This is a genomic window from Salinispora oceanensis (assembly GCF_000383575.1).
Lineage (GTDB): Bacteria > Actinomycetota > Actinomycetes > Mycobacteriales > Micromonosporaceae > Micromonospora > Micromonospora oceanensis.
In genome coordinates, this window is the sequence record NZ_KB911579.1 from 1,851,328 (window position 1) to 1,873,286 (window position 21,959).

25 protein-coding genes are annotated in these 21,959 nt (G+C 68.3%); 16 read left to right on the top strand and 9 right to left on the bottom strand.

The window, feature by feature from the left end:
* Positions 1-13: 13 nt before the first annotated feature.
* Positions 14-490, bottom strand: a complete 477-nt coding sequence (locus tag SALPAC4_RS0108600) for a peroxiredoxin family protein (RefSeq protein WP_019869974.1) — start codon at positions 488-490, stop codon at positions 14-16.
* Between the two features lie 114 nt (positions 491-604).
* Between SALPAC4_RS0108600 and SALPAC4_RS0108605 the strand changes: the two genes are divergently transcribed.
* Positions 605-1,243 carry a TetR/AcrR family transcriptional regulator gene (locus tag SALPAC4_RS0108605; RefSeq protein ID WP_019869975.1) on the top strand — a complete coding sequence of 213 codons (639 nt, stop codon included), beginning with the start codon at positions 605-607 and terminating at the stop codon, positions 1,241-1,243.
* Between the two features lie 80 nt (positions 1,244-1,323).
* Here SALPAC4_RS0108605 and SALPAC4_RS0108610 read toward each other — a convergent pair whose 3' ends face one another.
* Positions 1,324-2,346 (bottom strand): phosphatidylinositol-specific phospholipase C domain-containing protein, encoded by a 1,023-nt coding sequence (locus SALPAC4_RS0108610; RefSeq protein ID WP_019869976.1) that lies wholly within the window; start codon positions 2,344-2,346, stop codon positions 1,324-1,326.
* A gap of 302 nt (positions 2,347-2,648) precedes the next feature.
* Between SALPAC4_RS0108610 and SALPAC4_RS0108615 the strand changes: the two genes are divergently transcribed.
* The 3 genes from SALPAC4_RS0108615 to SALPAC4_RS0108625 are packed head-to-tail and all read left to right on the top strand — an operon-like array spanning position 2,649 to position 5,346.
* Complete coding sequence (locus SALPAC4_RS0108615; protein ID WP_019869977.1) at positions 2,649-3,185, top strand: PadR family transcriptional regulator; 537 nt, start codon at positions 2,649-2,651, stop codon at positions 3,183-3,185.
* Positions 3,182-3,871 (top strand): ABC transporter ATP-binding protein, encoded by a 690-nt coding sequence (locus tag SALPAC4_RS0108620; protein WP_019869978.1) that lies wholly within the window; start codon positions 3,182-3,184, stop codon positions 3,869-3,871. Before SALPAC4_RS0108615 ends, SALPAC4_RS0108620 begins: the two co-directional genes overlap by 4 nt.
* Before the next feature lie 5 nt (positions 3,872-3,876).
* Positions 3,877-5,346, top strand: coding sequence for an FtsX-like permease family protein (locus SALPAC4_RS0108625; protein WP_019869979.1), 1,470 nt, complete (start codon positions 3,877-3,879; stop codon positions 5,344-5,346).
* Between the two features lie 70 nt (positions 5,347-5,416).
* Here the strand turns inward: SALPAC4_RS0108625 and SALPAC4_RS0108630 are convergent, their stop codons facing one another.
* Complete coding sequence (locus SALPAC4_RS0108630) at positions 5,417-6,190, bottom strand: TetR/AcrR family transcriptional regulator (protein WP_019869980.1); 774 nt, start codon at positions 6,188-6,190, stop codon at positions 5,417-5,419.
* A gap of 216 nt (positions 6,191-6,406) precedes the next feature.
* On the opposite strand from SALPAC4_RS0108630, the gene SALPAC4_RS0108635 reads away from it, so the two are divergent.
* The 4 genes from SALPAC4_RS0108635 (at position 6,407) to SALPAC4_RS0108650 (ending at position 10,031) form a co-directional block, all read left to right on the top strand.
* Positions 6,407-7,405 carry a daunorubicin resistance protein DrrA family ABC transporter ATP-binding protein gene (locus SALPAC4_RS0108635; RefSeq protein WP_019869981.1) on the top strand — a complete coding sequence of 333 codons (999 nt, stop codon included), beginning with the start codon at positions 6,407-6,409 and terminating at the stop codon, positions 7,403-7,405.
* Positions 7,402-8,217 carry an ABC transporter permease gene (locus tag SALPAC4_RS0108640; protein ID WP_019869982.1) on the top strand — a complete coding sequence of 272 codons (816 nt, stop codon included), beginning with the start codon at positions 7,402-7,404 and terminating at the stop codon, positions 8,215-8,217. Before SALPAC4_RS0108635 ends, SALPAC4_RS0108640 begins: the two co-directional genes overlap by 4 nt.
* A gap of 381 nt (positions 8,218-8,598) precedes the next feature.
* Positions 8,599-8,895 (top strand): DUF1540 domain-containing protein, encoded by a 297-nt coding sequence (locus SALPAC4_RS0108645; RefSeq protein ID WP_018732065.1) that lies wholly within the window; start codon positions 8,599-8,601, stop codon positions 8,893-8,895.
* A 296-nt stretch (positions 8,896-9,191) separates the two neighbouring features.
* Positions 9,192-10,031, top strand: coding sequence for a DUF2470 domain-containing protein (locus tag SALPAC4_RS0108650; RefSeq protein ID WP_019869983.1), 840 nt, complete (start codon positions 9,192-9,194; stop codon positions 10,029-10,031).
* Between the two features lie 116 nt (positions 10,032-10,147).
* Here the strand turns inward: SALPAC4_RS0108650 and SALPAC4_RS0108655 are convergent, their stop codons facing one another.
* Positions 10,148-10,858 carry a DUF2470 domain-containing protein gene (locus SALPAC4_RS0108655; RefSeq protein WP_019869984.1) on the bottom strand — a complete coding sequence of 237 codons (711 nt, stop codon included), beginning with the start codon at positions 10,856-10,858 and terminating at the stop codon, positions 10,148-10,150.
* Between the two features lie 48 nt (positions 10,859-10,906).
* Between SALPAC4_RS0108655 and rpsD the strand changes: the two genes are divergently transcribed.
* On the top strand, positions 10,907-11,515 hold the full coding sequence (gene rpsD / locus SALPAC4_RS0108660) for a 30S ribosomal protein S4 (protein ID WP_019869985.1): 609 nt from the start codon (positions 10,907-10,909) through the stop codon (positions 11,513-11,515).
* 170 nt (positions 11,516-11,685) lie between these two features.
* Here the strand turns inward: rpsD and SALPAC4_RS0108665 are convergent, their stop codons facing one another.
* Positions 11,686-12,654, bottom strand: a complete 969-nt coding sequence (locus tag SALPAC4_RS0108665; RefSeq protein WP_019869986.1) for an NAD(P)/FAD-dependent oxidoreductase — start codon at positions 12,652-12,654, stop codon at positions 11,686-11,688.
* Between the two features lie 390 nt (positions 12,655-13,044).
* Between SALPAC4_RS0108665 and SALPAC4_RS0108670 the strand changes: the two genes are divergently transcribed.
* Complete coding sequence (locus SALPAC4_RS0108670; protein ID WP_027644316.1) at positions 13,045-13,992, top strand: NAD(P)/FAD-dependent oxidoreductase; 948 nt, start codon at positions 13,045-13,047, stop codon at positions 13,990-13,992.
* A 50-nt stretch (positions 13,993-14,042) separates the two neighbouring features.
* Here the strand turns inward: SALPAC4_RS0108670 and SALPAC4_RS0108675 are convergent, their stop codons facing one another.
* Positions 14,043-14,318, bottom strand: a complete 276-nt coding sequence (locus SALPAC4_RS0108675) for a hypothetical protein (protein ID WP_019869988.1) — start codon at positions 14,316-14,318, stop codon at positions 14,043-14,045.
* A gap of 1 nt (position 14,319) precedes the next feature.
* On the opposite strand from SALPAC4_RS0108675, the gene SALPAC4_RS28370 reads away from it, so the two are divergent.
* Together SALPAC4_RS28370 and SALPAC4_RS0108680 are read left to right on the top strand one after the other, a co-directional pair.
* Positions 14,320-14,655: a hypothetical protein gene (locus tag SALPAC4_RS28370; protein WP_033664754.1), complete on the top strand. Its 336-nt coding sequence runs from the start codon at positions 14,320-14,322 to the stop codon at positions 14,653-14,655.
* 366 nt (positions 14,656-15,021) lie between these two features.
* Entirely contained in the window at positions 15,022-15,717 is a 696-nt protein-coding gene (locus SALPAC4_RS0108680) for a DUF2975 domain-containing protein (protein ID WP_019869989.1), read from the top strand.
* A 68-nt stretch (positions 15,718-15,785) separates the two neighbouring features.
* On the opposite strand, the gene SALPAC4_RS0108685 is transcribed toward SALPAC4_RS0108680, so the two are convergent.
* Positions 15,786-16,022 carry a hypothetical protein gene (locus SALPAC4_RS0108685; RefSeq protein ID WP_019869990.1) on the bottom strand — a complete coding sequence of 79 codons (237 nt, stop codon included), beginning with the start codon at positions 16,020-16,022 and terminating at the stop codon, positions 15,786-15,788.
* 84 nt (positions 16,023-16,106) lie between these two features.
* Here SALPAC4_RS0108685 and gadC point away from each other — a divergent pair, with 84 nt between their 5' ends.
* The 3 genes from gadC to SALPAC4_RS0108700 all read left to right on the top strand — a co-directional run bounded on the left by gadC (position 16,107) and on the right by SALPAC4_RS0108700 (position 20,165).
* Positions 16,107-17,654, top strand: a complete 1,548-nt coding sequence (gene gadC / locus SALPAC4_RS0108690) for a putative glutamine/gamma-aminobutyrate antiporter GadC (RefSeq protein ID WP_050564974.1) — start codon at positions 16,107-16,109, stop codon at positions 17,652-17,654.
* A gap of 261 nt (positions 17,655-17,915) precedes the next feature.
* Positions 17,916-18,962, top strand: a complete 1,047-nt coding sequence (locus SALPAC4_RS0108695; protein ID WP_019869992.1) for a S1 family peptidase — start codon at positions 17,916-17,918, stop codon at positions 18,960-18,962.
* A gap of 156 nt (positions 18,963-19,118) precedes the next feature.
* Positions 19,119-20,165 (top strand): S1 family peptidase, encoded by a 1,047-nt coding sequence (locus SALPAC4_RS0108700; RefSeq protein ID WP_029126509.1) that lies wholly within the window; start codon positions 19,119-19,121, stop codon positions 20,163-20,165.
* Positions 20,166-20,212: 47 nt separating this feature from the next.
* Here SALPAC4_RS0108700 and SALPAC4_RS0108705 read toward each other — a convergent pair whose 3' ends face one another.
* On the bottom strand, positions 20,213-20,908 hold the full coding sequence (locus SALPAC4_RS0108705; RefSeq protein ID WP_019869994.1) for a pentapeptide repeat-containing protein: 696 nt from the start codon (positions 20,906-20,908) through the stop codon (positions 20,213-20,215).
* 102 nt (positions 20,909-21,010) lie between these two features.
* Here SALPAC4_RS0108705 and SALPAC4_RS0108710 point away from each other — a divergent pair, with 102 nt between their 5' ends.
* Positions 21,011-21,208: a hypothetical protein gene (locus SALPAC4_RS0108710; protein ID WP_018217566.1), complete on the top strand. Its 198-nt coding sequence runs from the start codon at positions 21,011-21,013 to the stop codon at positions 21,206-21,208.
* A 36-nt stretch (positions 21,209-21,244) separates the two neighbouring features.
* Here the strand turns inward: SALPAC4_RS0108710 and SALPAC4_RS28375 are convergent, their stop codons facing one another.
* On the bottom strand, positions 21,245-21,586 hold the full coding sequence (locus SALPAC4_RS28375) for a hypothetical protein (protein WP_029127499.1): 342 nt from the start codon (positions 21,584-21,586) through the stop codon (positions 21,245-21,247).
* Positions 21,587-21,959: the final 373 nt, after the last annotated feature.

Consider the following 21,959-nt stretch of genomic DNA (forward strand, 5'->3'; position numbering starts at 1 on the left):
TGCCGGTGGGCGGTCAGCTGTGCTCGTTGAGGTAGCGGATCAGGCCGGCGACATCGTCGGGGACCAGGCGGCCGATCGCTCCGCTCGAGTAGACAGCCGTCAGCACGGTGCCGTCCGGCGCGAGGACAAACCCGGTCGACTGCAGGTGGTGCGGCTCGTCATTGACGTAGGCGCCCGTCACCTCGGCCACCGTGGCGATGTCGGCGCTGTGCCCGACGGGGAAGCCGATCCGACGATCCGCCACGAGCTGGCGGGAGGTTTCCTCGTCGTCGGAGGAGAGCGCGACGACCCGTACCCCGAGTTCGGTGAGGGTGTCGCTGGCCCGCTGGAACGCCGCGAGCTGTGTGTTGCAGTACGGACACCATGATCCACGGTAGATCAACACAACACCGAACTGGCCGGCGAGGTCGTCGGGCAGGTTGAGCGTGCCGCCACCGACCGCGGGGACCTGAAGGTTCGGAAAGCGTTGTCCGTTATTGAGACGAGCCACGTCGTTCTCCTTATCGCGCCGGCGCTCCCAGGCGCCGATTTACTGGACTGACTGGTCCAGCGTAGGAAGCAAAAACTGGACCAGCAAGTCCAGTTTTCTTGCTAGGCTTGTGCCATGACCACCGCGCAGCACACCCCCAAGCTGACCGCCCGGGGGGCGGCGACCAGGACCCGCATCGTGGCGGCCGCAGCCAACCTCGTACGCGAGCATGGGGCGGCGGGCACGAGCCTCGACGATGTGATGGCGGCGAGCAGAACCAGTAAGTCGCAGCTGTACCACTACTTCGCGAACAAGGAAGATCTACTCCGAGCGGTCGCATGGCAGCAGACCGATCGAATCGTGGAGGCGCAGCGCCCCGAGCTGGACCAGCTGGACTCCCTGGCCGGCCTGCGCCGCTGGCGCGACAAGTTCGTCGCGGCGCGCGACGAGGCTCAAAATGTGGGTGGTTGCCCGCTCGGCTCCCTGGCCGGCGAACTCGCCGACGGCGATCCGGAGAATCGCGTCGTGCTGCAGAAATGCTTCACCGCGTGGGCATCCCCACTGCTCATGGGGCTGACCACGATGCGCGACCAGGGACAGCTGAGGCCGGATGCCGATCCGGACGCACTGGCCGAAGCCATCATGGCTGCCCTACAGGGCGGGCTGCTGTTGAGCAACACCTACCGGTCCAGCCGCCCACTCGCCCGCGCGCTGGACATGGCGATCGATCACGTAACCAGTTTCGCCACCGTTCGGGGAGCCGCGGTGGGGTAAGTTCCGCCTGGTCCGCGCGTACCGGCGACAGGTATCGCCGCCGGCACGCCGCGGACCAGGGCGAACCAGAGCGAGCGCGGTTACGGAGCCTCGCCCTGCTCCCCGCGCGGCACCACCATCGACTGGATCTGTGGCAGCTGGGTCCAGTCACTGGTGATGACGCTGGCGTTGGCGCCGGCCAGGAGCAGCAGCCGGTCCCGGGCCTCCGCTTCGGTGGGGTTGGTGCTGCTGATAGCGGGCGCCACCGAGTGCGCACTGGTCATCACCAGCACGTAGTTGTTCTCCGCGAACCAGGTGGTGTCACGGTTGAACCACCCGGAGGCCCCACTGTCGAAGACGACGAACCAGGGGCGGATGTCAGCGTCGTACTGGTCCCGGGGGTCGCCGCTGGCGGCGCCCCTGGCGGCGGGGAAGATCTGCGCATTCTCGATCTCTCCCGCTGCCGCGAGATCACGGAGATGCCCAGCGTACTGCTCGTTGGTCGGCCACCAGTCGAATGGATTGTTGTTCTCCACGGTGCCGGGGATGACGTGGAGGAGCACCCGTCCGGCGAGTTCCTCCCGGGTGGGCCAGTTTCCCAGCCGGGCCGCCTCGTCGAGGGAGTCGTACCATCCGCCGTCGGGCTTGGCCAGCAGGTCTGCGGGGCGGAAGACACGATCGCCGAGGCGGCTCCGGACCAGGCTGTCAACCTGGTCCACACCCATGCCGAAGGCGGTGGCGAGGCCCATCTTCGGCTCGATCTTGAGCATCAGGGGACCGCTGTCCGGGTGGGCTTCGAGCCAGACCCGGATGTTGTCCAGACAGTCACCGAGGTGCTTGTTCCGGCTACCGGCGTAGAGGTCGGCGAGGGTCGACCCGGTGGTGCAGTTGTTGTTGTTACTCAGTGGCTCGTCGTGGCTGACCTTCCACTTCCTGGTGAAGATGTTCGGCCAGATGTCGATCTCGATCAGGCTGGTACCGGTATCCAGTGCCTCAGCCAGATATTCGAAGGCCCCCTGCTCATAGGTGTTGTGGAGTCCGACAGTGGTCGCGGACGCGAAGGGCATGTCGTTGGAAGGGGCGGCCACGGCTGGTTGGACCGGCACCGTCAGGCTTACGATCATGATGGCGGCGACGGCCGATGCGCGACGTGCTAACACTCATCCTCCTCGATGCTCGGGGGTTAGCCGAGGCTAGCAGTAGATCGATGGCCGTAGGTTTAATGGCAGGTTTGACCTAAGTGCTATCTGGTCGAGCACCGAGAGCGCGGCAAGGTTCGATGTAGGCGGCCGAATTCCGGTCCAGGTGCCGGGGGCGCGGTCGAGCCGGGCGTCACCTGCGGACACAGTCGAGGTTCACCCGTTCCAAGTGGGACAGCGCGCCGGAAACTTGACGTCAGCTATTCGCTCAGTGAATAGTAGCGGCCATGTCCACGCCATACGTGTTGATGGGGTTGCTCGCTGGCGGGCCCAAGCACGGGTACGACCTGAAGCGCGCACACGACGCCCGACTACCCAGGGCGAAACCGCTGGCCTTCGGCCAGGTCTACGCGACCCTCGGCCGGCTGGCCCGAGACGGCCTGGTGACTCCAGCGGGTCAGGACCAAGACGCCGGACCGGAACGCACCTCGTACACGCTGACCGATACCGGCCGAACGGCACTCACCACGTGGCTCGCGACAGTCGAGCCCCCGCTGCCACACCTGACCAGCGTGCTGCTCGCCAAGGTCGTGGTGTCCCTCCTGGTCACCGACATCAGCCAAGCCCGCAGTTACCTGGTGACGCAGCGAGCGGCGCACATGGCCCGGCTACGGGAGCTCACCGCGCTGAAAGCCGATCCGGACGCCACGCTCAGCGACGTGATCGCAGCCGACTACGGCATCGCCCACCTCGATGCGGACCTGCGGTGGCTCCAGACCACCCTGTCTCGCGTCGCTGACCTGAACAAGGAGATAGCTCGATGAGCATCCTGCACGCGCGCGGTGTGGTCCGCGCGTACGGGCACACGCCAGCCCTGCGCGGCGTGACCCTGAACCTGACGGAGGGCGAGATCGTCGCTGTGACCGGGCCATCCGGCTGCGGCAAGTCGACGCTGCTGCACTGCATGGCCGGCATCCTGCGGCCGGACGCCGGCGAGATGATCTATCGCGACCAGCGCATCGACACCTTGTCCGAGGGCGAACGGTCACGGCTGCGGCGCACCGAGTTCGGGGTGCTCTTCCAGTTCGGGCAGCTCGTTTCGGAGCTGACCGCCGCGGAGAACGTGGCGCTTCCGCTGTTACTCGCCGGCACGGGGCGGCGAGCGGCGCGGACCGCGGCGCTGTCGTGGCTGGACCGGCTGGGTGTGGCGGACCTGGCCGACCAGCGGCCGGGGGAGATGTCCGGGGGCCAGCAGCAGCGCTGTGCGTTGGCCCGGACGCTGGTCACCGAGCCGCGGGTGCTGTTCTGCGATGAGCCGACCGGCGCACTGGACTCGCTCACCGGCGAGCAGGTACTCAGCCACCTGGTACGGGTTGCCCGCCAGCAGCGCACCACCGTGCTGCTGGTCACCCACGACGCGCAGGTGGCCGGGTACGCAGACCGCGAGGTCGCGCTCCGCGACGGTCAGGTGGACTCGAGCGGTTTCGGCGTCGAGGTAGCGGGCCGATGAGACCGATGACGCTGCTGCGGTTGGCCCTCGCCGGCACCCGTACCGACGCGGTGCGGGTGCTACTGACCGGCTTCTCCGCCGGCCTGGCTGTCCTGGGGGTCCTGGCCGCACTGACCGTGGTCGCGATCCCCACAGTCGCGAACGGCGGCAACAACGTGTCCCCGCAGTACCGCAACGCGCTGCTGGCCGAGGCGGGCCTGCGGCCCGGGGTGGTGTTCGCGCTGGTCCTGCTGACCGTGCCGGTGCTGGCGCTGGCCGGCCAGTGCGCGCGGCTCGGCGCCCCGGCTCGGGACCGTCGGCTGTCGTCGATCCGGCTCGCCGGCGCGACACCGGGCCAGACCGTGGCCATCGCGGCGACCGAGACCGGCGTGGCGAGTTCGCTCGGTACGCTGGCTGGCCTCGGCATCTATCTCGGCGGCCGGGAATTGCTGCACCGGCCGGGGGCCGACGGCCGACTGCCGCTGCCCACGGACGTGCTGCCACCGTGGTGGGCGCTCGCCGCGGTCTGCGTCGGCATCCCGCTACTCTCCGCGCTGGTCGCCGCCGTCATGCTGCGGCGGGTCGTGGTGACGCCGTTGGGTGTGGTGCGACGGGTACGAGCCAAGCGGCCGAAGCCGTGGCCCGGCGCTCTCATCGCGGTCGGTGTCGGCACCACCGCACTCATCGTCCCGCTACAGCGGGGGTTCGGTTCCCTGCCGCGCGAGGTCTTCCTGCTGCTGGTTCTGTTCGCGATGCTCGCCGCGACGGCCGGGACGGTGTTGGGCACCGGCTGGATCTCGTACCGCGTCGGGCGGCTGCTGCACCGCTTCGCCCGCCGACCCGCCGGGCTGATAGCCGCCCGGCGGCTGATGGCCGACCCGTGGAACGGCAGCCGGACCCTGGCCGCGCTGCTGGGTTGCCTCGTGCTGGCCGGCGGCGCGGCGGTCCTCCGCGCGTGGTTCGCCGCCGACTTCGCGCTGGAGAACGAGGTGAGCCGACGTTCCGCGGCGGCGCAGGGCAGTGACTACATTCCTTTCGGACAACAGCCCCACCTCGAGTCGCTCTACCTGGTCAACCTGGCGATGACGGTTGGGCTGCTGATCGCTACCGGCGGCCTGGTCGTGGCCCTCACCGAGTCGGTCACCTCGCGCCGACGGGCGTACGCGGCACTGGTGGCCACCGGCGTCGGGCGCGGCACCCTGGCCCGAGCCGTGCTCTGGCAGTCAATGGCGCCGGCGGCGCTGGGCGTGCTGCTCGCGCTCGCCGTGGGCACCGGGTTGGCGTACGGCCTCTTCGGCACAACAGTGACCGCTTACGACTTCAGCGTCTGCCCGGCGGGTGACTGCGAGCCACCGCGGATCGCCCAGAATGTGCCGTTCCCCCTGGTCGATGTGGCCCTGTTCGGCGTCGGCGGCCTCGTGGCGCTGCTGGCGGCCGTCGGCGTCGGCCTACTCTTCCTGCGGGCCAGCACCGCACTGGAGGAGCTGCGCGTCTGAGTGCGCAGAGGGCGGCGAGGGCGGCGAGGGCGGCGAGGGCGGCGAGGGCGGCGAGGGCGGCGAGCAGCGGCTAACCCCTTTCCGCACGGGCGGCGACGTGGGCCTCGATGCCCTTGATCAGCTGCCGCAGACCGAACGTCAGGTTGGGCTCGACCTCCCGGGCGGCCCCGTCGGCGGGGCCGCCCGGGAGGTCGAAGGTGCCGGCCGACTGCAGGGCGCTGAGAGTGGGGAAGCGGTCCGGGCGGGCCACCGCGGCCAGCGCCTCCCCGAAGGAGATCAGGTCGTCTTCGCCGGCCGCCCGGGCCAGGTCGGTGGAGATCCGGGCCAGGCCCTGGGTGGCGCCGGTGAGGAAGAGGGCGAGCGACATCATCTCCTCGTACGTCAGGCCGATGTCTTTGATGACGGCCAGCAGCGCCTCGAGCCAGGCCAGCTGGTTGGGGCCGATCGGTTGGCTGACCTGGGCCCGCAGCATCCACGGGTGGGCCTGGTAGCGGTTCCACAGGGCCATTGCCCAGGCCTCGACCCGCACCTGCCAGCCGCCGGGCACCGCGTCGAGGTCGGGCGGCGCGCCGGAGGCCTCGTCGAACATGGCCTCCACCAGGTGCTTCTTGCTCGGCACGTAGCGGTAGAGGGACATCGGGGTCACCTCGAGCCGCTTGGCGACCTGCTGCATGGAGACGGCGTCGATTCCGTCGGCGTCGGCGATCGCGATGGCGGCCACGACGACCTGGGTGGCGCTCAGCCCGGGCCTCGGCCCGGGGCTGCTGCGCGGGCGGTCGCCCTCGCGCCAGAGGAACTCGAAGGTGCGTGACCCACCACCCGCCGGAGTCTGCCCGGAACCCATCGTGCCGCCCTTCCGTTGACACCCCACGCTAACCGTGTATAGCGTATAGCCATCAGTATAGGCCATATACCGCCTGGGCTATACCGCCTGGCTAATGCAGCCTGGGGTCATATGCAGTCTAGGCCATATACCGTGCCCGCCGGAAGTCGGTCCGGCCCTGTGACGGCACTGGCACCGCCACCGCCGGGAAGCAGCGACAGGAGAGGTGTGAGGGAAATGGAGCACGAATACGCGATTCAGGTTCGGGGCCTCCGAAAGGACTACGGGAGGGTCGAGGCGCTCAGGGGGGTGGATCTGGACGTCCGCCGGGGCACCCTGCTGGCCCTGCTCGGCCCCAACGGCTCCGGTAAGACCACCGTGGTGAAGACGCTGAGCACGCTCACCCGACCCTCGCGCGGGTCCGTCGTCGTCAACGGCTACGACGTGACGCGGCGACGCAACGGAGTGCGGAGCTCAATCGGGATGGTCAGCCAGTTCGTCGCACTCGACTGGCTGCACAGCGGCCGGGAAAACCTGGTGCTGCTGGGCCGACTCCAGAAGCTCAGCAAGACCAACGCCACCCGCCGGGCAGCGCAGCTACTGGAACGATTCGAGTTGACCGAGGCCGCCGACCGGCCGGTCAAGACCTACTCCGGGGGTATGAAGCGCCGGCTGGACCTGGCCGCCAGCCTGATCGTCACCCCACCCGTGCTGTTGCTGGACGAGCCCACGACCGGCCTCGACCCGCGCAGTCGGGCGGTGCTGTGGGCGGCGATCAGGCAGCTGCTCGGCGAGGGCATCACCATCCTGCTCACCACGCAGTACCTGGAGGAGGCCGACCGGCTGGCCGACCAGATCGCCGTCCTCAACGACGGCCGGATCATCGCCCGGGGCACCGCCGGCCAGCTCAAACAAGGCGTGGGCCGGGAGCGGGTGGCAGTCGTGCTGAGCGACCCCGAGGACTTCCGCCGGGCCGGTGACCTGCTCGTCGGGGCGGGCCTCACCCGCGACCCGGAGACTCGAACGATCAGTTTGGCGATCGATGGGCCGTCGCGGGTCAAGCACCTGCTCGACCTTCTGGCCGAGCACGGCCTGGCGATCGACTCGCTGTCGCTGACCAAGCCCACCCTGGACGACGTCTTCTTCGCCCTCACCCAGCGGGCGAGCGACCCTCCGGAGGCCGACCCGATGCCCGCCCGCCGCGAGCCCAACGACGAGCTGGGAGCCCTCCGATGACCAGCCAGACCCAGACCGGCGAGGGCGTCGCCCGGCCGGACACCCGAACGAAGCTGTACTGGGCGATCAACGACAACCTCGTCCTGATCGGCCGACATCTGGGGCACCTGACCCGTAGCCCCGACCAGCTCTTCACCGCGCTCATGTTGCCGGCGACCCTGCTGCTGCTGTTTCGTTTCATGTTCGGTGGGGCGATCGACGTCGGAAACACCGCCTACGTCAACTACCTCGTCCCCGGCATTCTGGTCATCGGCGTCACGATGGTCGCTGTTTCCACCAGTGCGGCCGTCCAATCCGACATGCAGGAGGGCGTGGTCGACCGGTACCGCACGATCGCCATGGCGGATTCCGCGGTAATCATCGGTCACGTCGTCGCCGCCGTCGTCCGCGCGGCGATCTCGTTGGTCGCCATGGTTGGCCTCGGAATCGCCGTGGGATTCCGCCCGGCCGGCTCCGCTCTCGACTGGGTGCTGGTCGCCGGGACGCTCCTCCTCTTCGCCTTCTCACTGGCCTGGGTCGCCGCCGTGCTCGGCCTGGTCGCCAGGTCGGCGGACGGCGCCAGCGGGCTCGGCCTGATCCTCATGTTCAGCCCCTACGCCAGCAGCGCCTTCGTCCAGCCGGAGACGCTCCCCGACGGTCTGCGCGGCTTCGTCGAGCACCAACCGGTGACCCTGGTTGTCGACACCGTTCGCGCGCTCCTGCTCGGGCTGCCGGTCGGCAACACCGGCTGGTACGCGGTGCTCTGGTGGGTCGCGATCCTCGGCGTGGCGGCTCCGGTGGCCACCCGGCTCTACCACCGCCGGTACGCGTGAGGGCCGAAACCCGTACCGACTGCCCTTCGTACGTCCGTGGGCGGCCATCACTCAAACGGGTCGGAGTTCGGCCGACATCCTGCCTGAAATTGCCGAAGTAAAACGCCGAATCAACGGCTACAGCTAGGTTTAGCGAGCAGGCAAAGCAAGACTTACCTAACCTAGGTAAGGCTTACTTACTCCGCTCACGTGCGGCAAACAACGAAACATGATTATTCTTTACCGGGTGAGGTTTACTGCTACAGTGTTGGCGTTGGAAAAGCCCGCAGACCTCACCGGCTCCACGTTTACGTCTCGCCGCTGCGGCAATACGGACTGACACCTTGTTACGCCGCGCTGGCTCGTTCCGGCCTGCCGGCCCGCACGGCCTTGGAGGCATCAATGAAGACTCTGCTGCAGTCACCCCCAGTCCGCGAATGCGCCGCCACGGCGTGCAGTTTCAACGACGGCGGCTGCCACGCTCCCGCGATCACCGTGGCCTCGGCGGGTGACGCCGCGTCCTGCGCGACGTTCGTGGAGTCCACCGTCTCCGGCGGGGTCGCCGAGGTGACCGGTGCGGTGGGCGCCTGCGCCCGCTCCGAGTGCACCTTCAACACCAACCTGGCCTGCACCGCCGAGTCCATCACCGTCGGCCCCGGCGCCACTGCCAGCGACTGCCTCACCTACCGGCCCGCCTGACCACCGGCGCACCGGTCCACCCAAAGCCCTCGGCGTAGCAGCCGGGGGCTTTGGTGTGTGCTCGGACAGCCCGCCGCAACCCTCGACGGCTCCCCCGGCGCCGACTGGCTCACGGTGAACTGCCTCACCTGCGACCGCGACAGCCGAGCAGCGCGCTTGGCAAGGTTAGCCTTACCTATTAGAGTCGAGTCCCGAGGCCGAGCTCACTTCACTTCCATGGCCGAGGGGACTACATGGCGTTCCATCCAGGCGACTGGCCAGCGAGTCTGACCGGTTCAGCGCTCGCCCCTGGGGCGATGTCGGAAACGGCGCTCGCGGGCACCCGCATCCTGCCGACCGACCACCACGCGGTGGTCTCGCGCTCCGCTCTCTCCACCGCCACGTCCCTGCGGCTGCGTCTCGGCGACACCGCGATTGACCTGATCCAGTCGCACGCCGTGCTGCCCGACGGCACGGTGATCCTGGCCGTTGATGCGATGGGCCCGACCGGCGGTCTGCTGGTGGCGGCCCGTGGGCGACGCGGAGAAGTGCAACTCGACGTCACCCAGCTCGTCCCGGTCGCCGTTCGCTCCCGAGTCCGGGCCAGAGTGCGGGTAACGGGTACCGCGCACCGATTCGACCCGGCGAACCTGGAGTCCTGCGACGCCGACACGGTGATGTCCCTGCTCGACCTGCCCCCCGTCGCGCTCTGGACGGTCGAACCGGTCGAGGTCACGGTCACCAGCGGCGAAGACGAAGCCCTGGTGGGTGCCAGCGCTTACCGAGCGACCTGCCCGGATCCGCTCGCCACGGTCGAAGCCACCCACCTGCAGCACCTGACCCGGCACCACCGGGACGCGGTGGAGCAGCTCACAACCCTGGTCAACCCGGAATTGACGGCGAGGGCGACCCGAGTCGTGCCGGTTGCGGTTGACGCCGACGGCGTGGTGCTCCGCGTCGAGGCACCCGACGGCCATCTGGATGTCCGGCTGCCGTTCGCCCGCCGGGTCACCTCCAGCGCCGACCTCACCGCGGGGCTGCGGGACCTGCTGGCCAAGGCCGCACCGCACCGGTCCGACGCCACGCCTCACGGCACGGCCGCGACTGCCACCCCCTGCGGCCTGCCAGCGGCGGAGTGCGCGATTCCGTCCATCTGATCGTCAAACCAGCCCGGGCCTTCCGATCCCCAACTCAGCCCGGGCCTTCTGAACCCCAACTCAGCCCGGCCCGCCTGATCCCCAGCTCAGCAGCGAGCGGGTGACGAGGCTGCCGATCACCGGATCCGGGAACGCCGGCCGCAGGCGGCACCTCGCTCCACCAGCGCGGCCATACGCTCGCGGAGCTCGTCCGGGTGGCGCAACGCCGGAGTGAACCCGAGCCGGACGTCGCGGTGGCCGCTCGCCCGCTCCAGCCGGAGCACCAGTCCGTACCGGTCCAGGCGAAGCGGAACGACCCGCCGTACGCCGTACCGGTGCCGTGGTGCGACCAGACGGCAGAGCGATTCGACCGTACGTGGGTGGTGGCGGTCGAGGTGGCAGAGGAGTTCCGCCTCCTCGGCGGCGAGCGGGTCCGGTTCGGCGGCGGCGAAGTCATCCGGGTCCACTGTCGTGGTGGCTCCGTCAACGCTGAGCTCGACGGCGGCGAGGTCGAACTCGACAGTCAGGTCCTCGCTATCGCCGGTGTCGCCGAGGGCGACCGGGGTGAGCCAACCACTGAGCGTGACCCGGCCGCGGACACGCTCCCGGACCGGCGTCGGCGCCACATCGGTGATCTCAACGACCGCCGCGACCTCGCGTTGGCGGGTGATGTCGGTGGCTAACCGGCTGTTGACCGGGAGGTCCATCCGGATCCGGCCGCGCGGATCGAGCGCGTGCCGGTTGATCAGGTCGGCTCGGTGCCCGGGCGTCCGGAGCTCCAGCGAGGTGGCCGCAGCGACGATCGTCCGCAGCCGCTGCGCGGAAGCCTCGGGGTGGGTGTTGCTCAACCTGACACCTCCTATTAGGTTAGGCTTACCTTACTAGAGAGGTGCAGAATGAACCAGTCCCGCCCCAAGGTCAAGCGCTCCCGCGCCCTCGGCATCCCCCTGACCCCGAAGTGCGTGCGCTACTTCGAGCGCCGCCCCTTCCCACCCGGTCAGCACGGCCGATCCCGCAAGAGCACCAGCGACTACAAGATCCGACTCCTGGAAAAGCAGCGGCTGAAGGCGCAGTACGACGTCAACGAAGGACAGCTACGACGGGCATTCACCCGGGCCGCCCAGCTGGAGAGCAAGACCGGCGAGGCCCTCATCATCGACCTGGAGACCAGACTGGACGCACTGGTACTGCGGTCCGGACTGGCGCGGACGATCTACCAGGCCCGACAGGCGGTCACCCACCGACACATCACGGTGAACGGACGCCGAGTCGACCGCCCGTCGGCCCGGCTGCGCCCGGGTGACGTCATCGCCGTCGCGGCCGGCAGCCGCACCAAGACGCCCTTCGTCGTCGCGGCGGCCGGGGCGCACGCCACGGAGAAGTCCGCGCCCTACCTGGCGGCCGACCTCGCCGACCTGACCGTACGACTGCTTCGGCTGCCGCTACGGTCCGAGGTGCCGGTGACCTGCCAGGAACAACTCGTCGTCGAGTACTACTCGCGCTAGGCCGTTGGAAGGCTGGCGGCTGTCGTCCGGGGACTCGTTAGCTGCGCCGAACACAGCGGCACCGACGATGGCGCGGTACCAACGATGGCGCGGGACCGGGCCAGCGGAGGATGCCTCGGTCCACGCTCATCGGAAGGCGAAACCGCGCCGGCCCGACCCGCACGACAGCCCTAACCGGACTCCGCCGACCGAGTAGCCGCGACCGCCTGTCGGGTCTCCTCCGCGATCAGATCCATGTTGATCGCCGCTGCCGCGACGGCACCGCCAGCCGCGGCGGCACCCACCTGAGCGGCCAGGTCGGAGACGTTGCCGGCGACCCACACGCCGGCAGCTTCGGTGCGCCCGAACGGGTCCGCCGGAACGTACTCACCCACCCCGCTGGGGTGGACAACCGGCTGCAGCCCGAGCCCCGCCAGGAACCCGGCCCGCGCCACCAGCCGTGGTGCGATCGACAGGGCGTCGCGGCGTACCACCGTGCCGTCATCCAGCCGCACCCCGACCAGCCGATCGTCGGCGACCTCCACCGCCGCCACAGTGCCGGTCACCACCCGTATGCCCCGGGCGGCGAGTTGCTCGGCCTGCTCCGCGTCCGGACCAGCGCTCTGGTGGGTGAAGTACGTGATGTCACCGCTCAACTGCCGGAAGAGCAGCGCCTGGTGCACCGACATCGGCCCGGTGGCCAGTACGCCGATGGCTTGGTCCCGGACCTCCCAACCGTGGCAGTACGGGCAGTGGAGTACATCACGTCCCCACCGTTCCCGCAGTCCTGGAATCTCCGGCAGCTGATCGACCAATCCGGTCGTCACCAGCAACCGGCGGGCCCGTACCGACTTGCCATTGGCCAAGGTGATCGCGAACCCGTCACCGTCGCGTGCCGCCTCCGTGACCTCGCCGTTGACGACGTGGCCGCCGTACCCGCGTACCTCGGCCCGACCGCGCTCCAGCAGCTCGGTCGGCGCCATCCCCTCACGCGCCAACAACCCATGCACGCCCAGAGTGTTGGGGGCGTTACGTGGGGCACCCGAATCGATCACCGCCACCGAACGGCGGGATCGCGCAAGCATCAATGCCCCGCTGAGACCGGCGGCACCGCCGCCGACAACCACCACGTCGTAGCTACTCATCAACTGATCGGTCATCCTGACCACCTCCCCGGGGCAACCATGCACGGACGACGACTTGTCGGCAAAGTGCGTTGCCAACCCAGCAAAGACTCGCCTGGCGCCCGCTGAGGTCCCAACATCGCCCGCACCGCTCTTCGCGATCCCGCACGCGTGCACCACGCCCCAACGGACCAGCACATGGTCCGGCGGCCGGGCGACCACCTTGCACGTGTGCCGGAACTGCGGTCAGGATCACCGCTAAAGCGAGGTCGTCGATAAGGGGCACGGTAGCGGACTCATCGGACATATCGGTCTCTATCGGCACCTATTCATCCGCCGCCCCGCCTGGACGGGTTTGCCGAAACAGCGAAGAGATTTGCCACCGTAGCCCCACCCGCGTGATGGTCGCCCAGGGAGGGGATCAAGATGACCGATCAGTTTATGAGTAGCTACGACGTGGTGGTTGTCGGCGGCGGCATCGCCGGCCTCAGCGGGGCACTGACGCTCGCACGGGTCCGCCGTTCGGTGGCGGTGATCGACTCAGGCGCCCCTCGCAGCGCCTCAGTCCAGAGCTTGCACGGGTTGTTGGCCCGGGACGGGATGGCGCCGACCGAGCTGCTGGAGCGCGGTCGGGCCGAGGTACGCGGGTACGGGGGGCACGTCGTCAACGGCGAGGTCACGGAGGCGACACGCGACGGTGACGGGTTCGCGGTGACGCTGGCCGATGGTCGCTCGGTGCGGGCCCGCCGGTTACTGGTGGCCACCGGAGTTACCGACCTGCTGCCAGACATTCCAGGACTGCGGGAACGGTGGGGACGCGACGTGTTCCACTGCCCGTACCACCACGGCTGGGAGGCCCGAGACCAGGCCATCGGGGTGCTCGGCACCGGCCCGATGGCTGCGCATCTGGCACTGATGTTTCGACAGCTGAGTACGGACATCACATACTTCACGCACCTCTCGGACGGCCCGGAATCAGAGCAGGCCGAGCAGCTCGCCGCGACGGGGGTGCGGCTGGTGGCCGGTGCGGTGGCGGCGCTCGAGGTCGCCGACGACCGACTCCGCGGGGTGCGTCTGGTCGACGGCACCGTGGTTGGTCTGGATGCCCTGGCGATCGCGCCACAGGTGATCCCACGAGCCGAAGTCCTCGCGGGGTTCGGGTTGCGACCAGTTCGCCATCCAATCATTACCGGTGAACAGATCCCGGCCGATCCGACGGGGCGCACCGAGGTTCCAGGGGTGTGGGCCGCCGGCAACCTCATCGACCTGGCCCATCCGGTGGGCGCTGCGGCCAGCGGCGCCAATGCGGGGGCAGCGATCAACGCCGACCTCATCACGGAGGAGATCCAACAGGCGGTCGGAGCCACGGGATAGTCGCTTCCGGGTCTCAGCTGCGACTCAGGACCGGTGCGAGGCGGAAGGAACTAAGGGCAGGTCACCGATTTCGTCTCTATCGTCTCATCGCGCCCGATGAAGCTGCTCCACATGCTCGTGAAGTTGCCACAGTCGGTCGTCCAGGACGAGCTACCTGCCCGGAGATCGCCCAAGTGAACGAGCTCGTCGGTCGGCTCGCCGCCATCGCCCTCAACGCCGGTGCTGTACACCCACGTTCCGGTCAGCGCACCGGGCGAGTAGATGGACGTTTCCAGCTTGAACGGCCCCGACCCGACGATGCGCGAGCACAGCTTGACTTCTTGCACGGTGCTGCATTTCTGGGTCGAATTGGTGCTGGGCTTGGCCGGTGATGACGATGCCGACACGGTTCGTGTCGGTGCACTGGAGGGGGCGGGAGCATTGGTCGCGGTCCCCCCTGCCGGCGCCCGGGAGGGGGATTCGGATTCGGATTCGGACGGAGACGGGGACGGGGACGAAGAGGGGGATGGTACGAGTGCGGCGGTAGTCGGTGCGGGTTCGGTGCTGGGGGGGCTCTCGGCCGCAACGTCGGTAGGCGAGGGCTGCGCCGGTGCGTCCTGTAGCGCACTGAAACCGACCGCGGACAGGGTGACCGCCAAGGACACCACAACAATCAGGTGCTGACGCCGCAGTCGGGCCGGGAGCAATCGACTCGCACGCTCACGCCACTCGGCGTGACGCTGGACCCGCACAGCGTCGGCCGGCCGTTTGTCGCCGCCGTCACTGTCCGGTGGCAGCGAGGGTGTGTTGACAGCGAGCCCCTCCGCAAGAGAGTCGCCGGACTTGGGCGAGTCAGTCATGGGCTCCGATCCCGGGGTGTCGAGGTGATGGTCGGCAGGCGACGCGAGATCGATTGTGGGCCTAAGGTGAGATTCGGTCAATTCGCGCCTGTTCGATGCTTTAGGGGTTAACAGGCCATTGCCGAGCCGCTATCGTGACTGATCCCTGGAGGCCCGGGACCCAGCGGAGCGGGGAGTTACGGTGAGCGCGATGACGACGGCGAGTGTGCGCCTGCTGACCGGCCTACTTGGCGTAGCCGCCGCGGCCGTGCTGGCGTTGGGCGTGTGGCCGACCGCGGTCGGCCCGTCCGGCCTGGACCTGGACCCCGGCCTGTCGCGGGCATTTGGGCCGCAGCCGTTGCCGTCGGTGGAGGTGCGGCCGGGAGAGCGGTTCGCCGAACGGCAGCAGTCTTCCGGGTACGCGTACCCCCAACTGTTCACCTGGACGCAGACGTCCGACGGCACCCGGGATGCGGCGACCGGGCTACCACCGGTGGAGCTGTTCACTCCGTCGATGGGCCTCTCCATCCTGGCGCCGAGTTGGGCCGAACGGATCGGCCTGGCCGGGCCGCGACTCGCCACCCAAGGGCTGATCTTGTGGGTGCTCTGGTTGCTGTGGCGCATAGTGCGCACGGTTCCGCCGGTGTTCACCCCCGCCAACACGCGCCGGCTGGTCCACATCGGCCTGATCGTGGCGATTGGTGGCAGCGGCGTTCAGCTACTCAGCTTCGCAGCTCACCAGGCAATCGTCGCCCGCTCCGCAGCCGCCGGAATCCTGGAGGTTGTCTTCTCGTTCTCCTTCACGCCACTGATGATTGGCGCGATCGTCCTCCTACTTGCCGCCGTCTTTCGGCACGGAGTGCGGCTACAAGCGGACCTCGACGCGTTGGAGTCGAGGTCCGGATAAGCGGCGCGCTGCTTGCCGCGCGCGTCGTACGGGGGGCGGGGACCACTGACGGCGGGGAGGCGGGGTAACTAACCCTCGTCGCGCGGGTCACCGAACCGCACCCGGTACCACTTGCGCAGCACGAGCGAGCAGAGAAGCAGCCCACCTGCGGCGAGGAGGAGCCAGCCCGAGTGCCGGCCCGCCGAATGAGGCGCATGGATAATTTCGTCGAGGAGGACGATCAGACCACTGACAGCGGCGAGGCTGGCAAGGAGGGCGGAGAGCACGCCCCCGAGGGTGATAACCCCCTCCGCCCAACTGCGCACGCTCTACCTCCCGAAACAGCGATCGTACGCCGGCCGCACACGTAGGGTAAGTCGGACGGAGCTTGGTTACCGCCGGGGGTCGTGATGGCTTCCTCAGACGTAATGCCATCGGCCAAAAGCCCAGCGAAAATCACTGTTGTCGGGTTGGCGATGCTCAACATCGTCGCGGTACTCAGCCTGGACGGCCCGCCGACCGAGGCCGCATATGGGCTGGGCGCAGCTTTCTTCTACCTTTTCGCGGCCGCCTTCTTCCTCATTCCGGTCTCGCTTGTCGCCGCCGAACTCACCACCGGATGGCCCGAGAAGGGCGGCGTGTTCAGGTGGGCCGGAGAGGCGTTCGGGGCCCGCTGGGGGTTCCTGGCCATATTCCTGCTTATCGCGCAGGTGACGATCTGGTTCCCACTCGTCCTGACCTTCGCCGCGATCTCTCTAGCCTACACCGGTCCACAGGCCACAGTCGACGAGAAGCTCTCCGGCAACCAGCTCTACGTGCTGCTCTCCGTGCTTGCGGTCTACTGGCTCGCCACCGCCATCGCCGCCCGCGGGGTAGCCGCCTTCACCCGACTCGCGAAGTGGGGTGGGATTGTCGGAACGATCATCCCCGCTGCCGCCCTCGTCACCCTCGGCGCCGCCTACCTGGTCTCCGGTGGCACGCCTCAGATCCAACTGGACTGGGGTGCCGCGATTCCCGACCTGAGCAGCATAAACAACCTGGCACTCGCCGCGAGCATCTTTCTCTTTTATTCCGGCATGGAGATGAACGCGGTCCACGTCCAAGACGTTAAAAACCCCGATCGGGGCTACCCGGTGGCTATTCTGATCGCGGCGGTGGGAACAGCGTCGATTCTCATCCTGGGGACCCTCACGATCGCTCTCGTCGTACCAAAAAGTGAGACCGGCAGCACCGAATCCCTGCTCATCACCTTTATCGACGTGTTCCACCGGTTTGGCTTGTCCTGGGCCACGCCGATTCTGGCGTTCGCACTCGCGATCGGCGTCCTGGCCGGCATCGTCACCTGGGTGGCCGGGCCATCCACCGCCCTACAGGCAGTGGCGAAAGCCGGCTACCTTCCCCCCTCCTACCAGGCCACCAACAAAAACGGGATGCCCATCCGGATCATGCTGCTTCAGGCAGCGGCGGTCAGCGCCGTGGCGGTGGTGTTCGTCTTCATGCCATCAGTGGAGGCGGCCTTCCAGATCCTCAGCCAGCTCGCCGGGCTCCTCTACCTGGTCGTCTACCTGATCATGTTCGCCTCGGCCATCCATCTCCGCTATCGCCAACCCGACCAACCACGGCCATACCGGGTGCCGGGCGGGCTGGCCGGCATGTGGGTAATCGGCGGAACCGGCTTCGTCGCCTCGGCACTCGCCCTCACCTCCAGCCTCGTACCGCCGAGCCAGATCGGCGTCGGCAGCCCCGCCCTCTACCTCGGCCTGCTGATCGGGCTGGCCACCCTGATCATCACCACCCCACTGCTGCTGTACGCGCGCCGGAAGCCGCACTGGCGCGACCCGGCCAGCGAGGTCGCACCGTTTACCGATGAGCCCCGCGACGACCGCTCCGGCGGAACTCCCACGCGGAGACAGGGCCGCGCCGACAAAGAAGCAGCAGAGGCCGAGGCTGACGAGTGACCTGAAAACGGTTCTGAAACGGCGCCTCATTCACGTTCAATGAACGTGATCACCGTCGCGGGAAAGTCCCGATCTCCAGGCGCACAGCACTCAGGGTCGCCCGTTGCTAGCCACCAAGATCGGCCCGATTGCCTATCAATATCGACATTGTCAAGCATCGAACATGCTGTTAAATTAATTTAACTAATCGTTTCACGCCGAATAATCTTCATGGGCCAAGGCTCGTGCGGATAACGGCTGCTGCCCCTTAGGGGAGGTTCAATGAAATCCACCCTGCCTTCGTTCCGTCGGGTTGGTGCCGTCGCCGCAGCCGGCACACTCGTCGCCAGCGGACTCCTGGGAGCACCCACCCAAGCCGCACCCGCCTCCCCCGAAACCGCCACCAACCTCGCCGAACGCCTCGGCGACCGCACCGCCGGCATCTACGCCGACCACAACGGCACCATGATCATCACCGTCACCGACGAAACCACCGCCCGCCAGGTACGCGCCGAAGGCGCCACCCCCAAACTCGTCACCCGCAGCGCCGCACAACTCCGAGCCGCCACCACCGAACTCGAACGATCAGCGAAGATCCCCGGCACCGCCTGGTGGACCGACCCCACCACCAACCAAGTCGTCCTCTCCATCGACAGCACCATCACCGGCGACAAACTCACCCAAGTGAAAGAAGCAGCCGCCCGCACCAACGGCGCCGTCCGCATCGAAACCCGCGCCGGGATCCTCAGCACCGACGTCATCGGCGGCGAAGGTATCTGGAACTACCGGTATCGCTGCAGCCTGGGCTTCAATGTAAAGACCGCTCCCAACAGCTACTACTTCCTCACCGCCGGACACTGCATCACCGGGACCGAAAGCTGGTACGGGAACTCCAGCAGGACAAACCTGATCGGGCCCGCGCTCCACAAGAGCTTCCCCGGCGACGACTACGGCATCGTCTACTCCCAGAACGGAAAGCAGGATTACGGCCACGTCAAGGTCGGCAACAGTTGGCGGGACATCACCGCCAGCGGTGATGCCTATGTCGGTCAGGATGTCACCCGCACCGGCTCCACCACCGGCACGCAGAGTGGCGCGGTGGTCGCCGTCAACGCCACGGCCAACTACGCGGTGGGGCCCGTTTACGGGCTGGTCGTCACCAACATCTGCTCCGCCGGTGGCGACAGCGGCGGTCCGATCTTCGCCGGCAACACCGCACTCGCCATCCACTCCGGCAGCCAGGGCGGCGGCTGCCCCAACGCGAACGCCCGCGGCTTCCACCAACCGGTCGGGGAAGCCCTGGCCGCGTACGGCGTCTACGCCTACTGACCGGCAGCGGGACGGCGGGCCGCCAGCCGTGCTGGTGGCCCGCTGCACGGCCGGCCGACTGGGCAATAGCCGCGCGCTGGGGTTCAGCGAACTTACCTCATAAGTTCACCTATATCCATCTTATCTAATATCGAAGGCGACGATAGCTTAACGCCCATGAAGTCCACTATGCCTTTGTTCCGTCGGGTTGGTGCCGTCGCCGCAGCCGGCACACTCGTCGCCAGCGGACTCCTGGGAGCACCCACCCAAGCCGCACCCGCCTCCCCCGAAACCGCCACCAACCTCGCCGAACGCCTCGGCGACCGCACCGCCGGCATCTACGCCGACCACAACGGCACCATGATCATCACCGTCACCGACGAAACCACCGCCCGCCAGGTACGCGCCGAAGGCGCCACCCCCAAACTCGTCACCCGCAGCGCCGCACAACTCCGAGCCGCCACCACCGAACTCGAACGATCAGCGAAGATCCCCGGCACCGCCTGGTGGACCGACCCCACCACCAACCAAGTCGTCCTCTCCATCGACAGCACCATCACCGGCGACAAACTCACCCAAGTGAAAGAAGCAGCCGCCCGCACCAACGGCGCCGTCCGCATCGAAGCCCATAACGGCACCCTCACCACCGACATCATCGGCGGGGAAGCGGTCTGGAGCGTTAGTAGCTGGTGCAGCCTGGGCTTCAATGTGCAGACCTCCGCCGACGACTACTACTTCCTGACCGCAGGGCACTGCATCAAAGACACGGGTGAGTGGTACGGGGACTCCGGCAGGACAGACGTGATCGGGACCGTGGTCGGCAAGAGCTTCCCGGGAGACGACTACGGCCTGGTCCGCTACGAACCCGGAAAGGAGGGATATGGCCACGTCAAAGTCGACAACAGCTGGCGGGACCTCACCGCCAGCGCCGAAGCCTACGTCGGCCAGGACGTCATGCGCACCGGCGCCACCACCGGGACGCACAGCGGCACGGTTACCGCCCTCAACGCCACGGCCAACTACGCGGCAGGCCCCGTCTACGGCCTGATCGTCACCGACATGTGCGCCGAGGGAGGCGACAGCGGTGGCCCGGTCTACGCCGACAACTTCGCACTGGCCCTCCACTCCGGCAGCAGCCACACCGGCGCCTGCGAAAACGACATCTACAGCTACCACCAACCGGTGGTGGAAGCACTAGCCGCGTACGACGCCTGGGTCTACTGACCCAGCAGCAGGGCGGCGGGGCGCCCAGCAGTGTCGGCGGCCCGCCGTCAGCCCTCGACCCGGATGCCGGCCGCCTGGGCCAGGCCGTACGAGAGGCTGATCAGATCTTCGTGGTCCACCACGGCGCCCCGCCAACTGGAGAAGTCACCGACACCGGCCAGGGTGCAGCCCCGAAACCGGGTGCCCTCCATCGACGCGTGATGGAACACCGCCCCGGTCAGGTCGCAGCTCCGAAACGTCGCACCCCGCAGGTCCGCGTTGGTGAAGTCGGCGCCCTGAAGGTTGCAGTCCTCGAACCGCACCGCGTCGAAGGTCGTCATCCGCCACGCCGACAGGTCCACGCGGCACCCCACCAGGGCAACATCCCGCAGTACGCCGTCCGCCACCGTCACGCCGGTCATCCTGCACTGCTCCAGCCGCACCCGGGCCAGCTCTCCGCCGTCGGCGCGCAGATTCGCCCAGCTGGAATCCGTCACCAGGCAATCGGTCAACACCACCTGATCCAGCCGGCACTCGGAGAGGTCCGCCGCACGGAACCGGCACTGCCGGAAGGTCACCGTGGCGGCGTCCTGGCCGGCCAGCCGCGCCCGGTAGAGCGCTTGGCGTTCCAGCGTCGACTCCGGCTCCAGGGCCGTCGCCTCGCAGAGGCTGACCTCGGGCGGGGGGACCGGGCTACGGGGTTCTCGCTGCTTCCGCGAGCCGGTGGCACGTCGCGGCGCAGAGGATCGGGCAGGCACACCCACACCCTAGGACCTGGCTGTGACCGTACGGCCGACGTGTCGCGCACCGACGTGGGGCGCTGGCGCGACTAAACTCGGTGCTCGAACAAACGTGCCAATCCGGGGGTGCAGGTGTCGAACAATCCCGTAAACCTGAACTGGGTCTTCCGGCCCGATCGCGCCGACCAGGGCCGAATCGCCGAGCATGCCGGTAAGCCGATTCACGCCGTGCAGCGGCGCGCCGACGATGGGAGCCGGGTGGAGGTTGTCCTCGTTGACGGCGCCCGGGTGCAGGCGTACCGACATGAGGTCGTGCTCGGCTGACCGACGACCGGGGCTCGCGGTCCGGCACCGCGGGCCTCACCCCGGGGCCGTTCCGGCCGACCGCCGGAACGGCCCCCAGGCGACGAAGCGTTCAAACAGCTCGCGGGGGTTTGGTCCGTCGTGGGGGTTGAGGTGGTAGAGGTCGTGCATGGCTTCGTAGCAGAGTCCGGCGAGGTAGATCGATAGGCTCGGCTGCCGGGTGTCGTATTCGGCTTTGAGGAGGAGGCGGGCTTCGGCGCAGGGCCAGGGGTGGCCGCAGGCGCGGCAGGTCCAGGTGGGTCGTAGGGGTGTGTGGGGTGGTTGGTTTCTGGTGCGGTGGCGTGGGTGTTGGGGGTGGGGGCCGAGTCGTGGTGTGGGGAGGTTGTGGCGGGGGTTCACCAGCGACCTCCGTTGGCTCGCCATTGTTGGGCGGGGGTGAGTCGGCCGACGCGTCCGGGTTGGGGTTCGGCGAGGGTGGGTTGGGTCATCCATGCCGGCAGGCTCGCTGGGCGGTCAGGCCCGCTTCCCCGGTACGGCCTGTTTTCCCGGTACGGCCTACTTCCCCGGTGTGGTCCGCTTGCCCGGTACGGCGCGTTGCTGCGGGGTGATCTGCCTGCCCGGTGTGCTCCGCCCGCTCGGTGCGCCCCGCCTGCGCGGTACGGCGCGTTCGTCTCGTGCGGGCGGGGCGGCGCGGTGTTCCTCCGACGCCAACCAAACCAGCGAATTCGCATCTGGACCTCCTTGATGTTGGTGGAGGACCGCCCCCACTGAC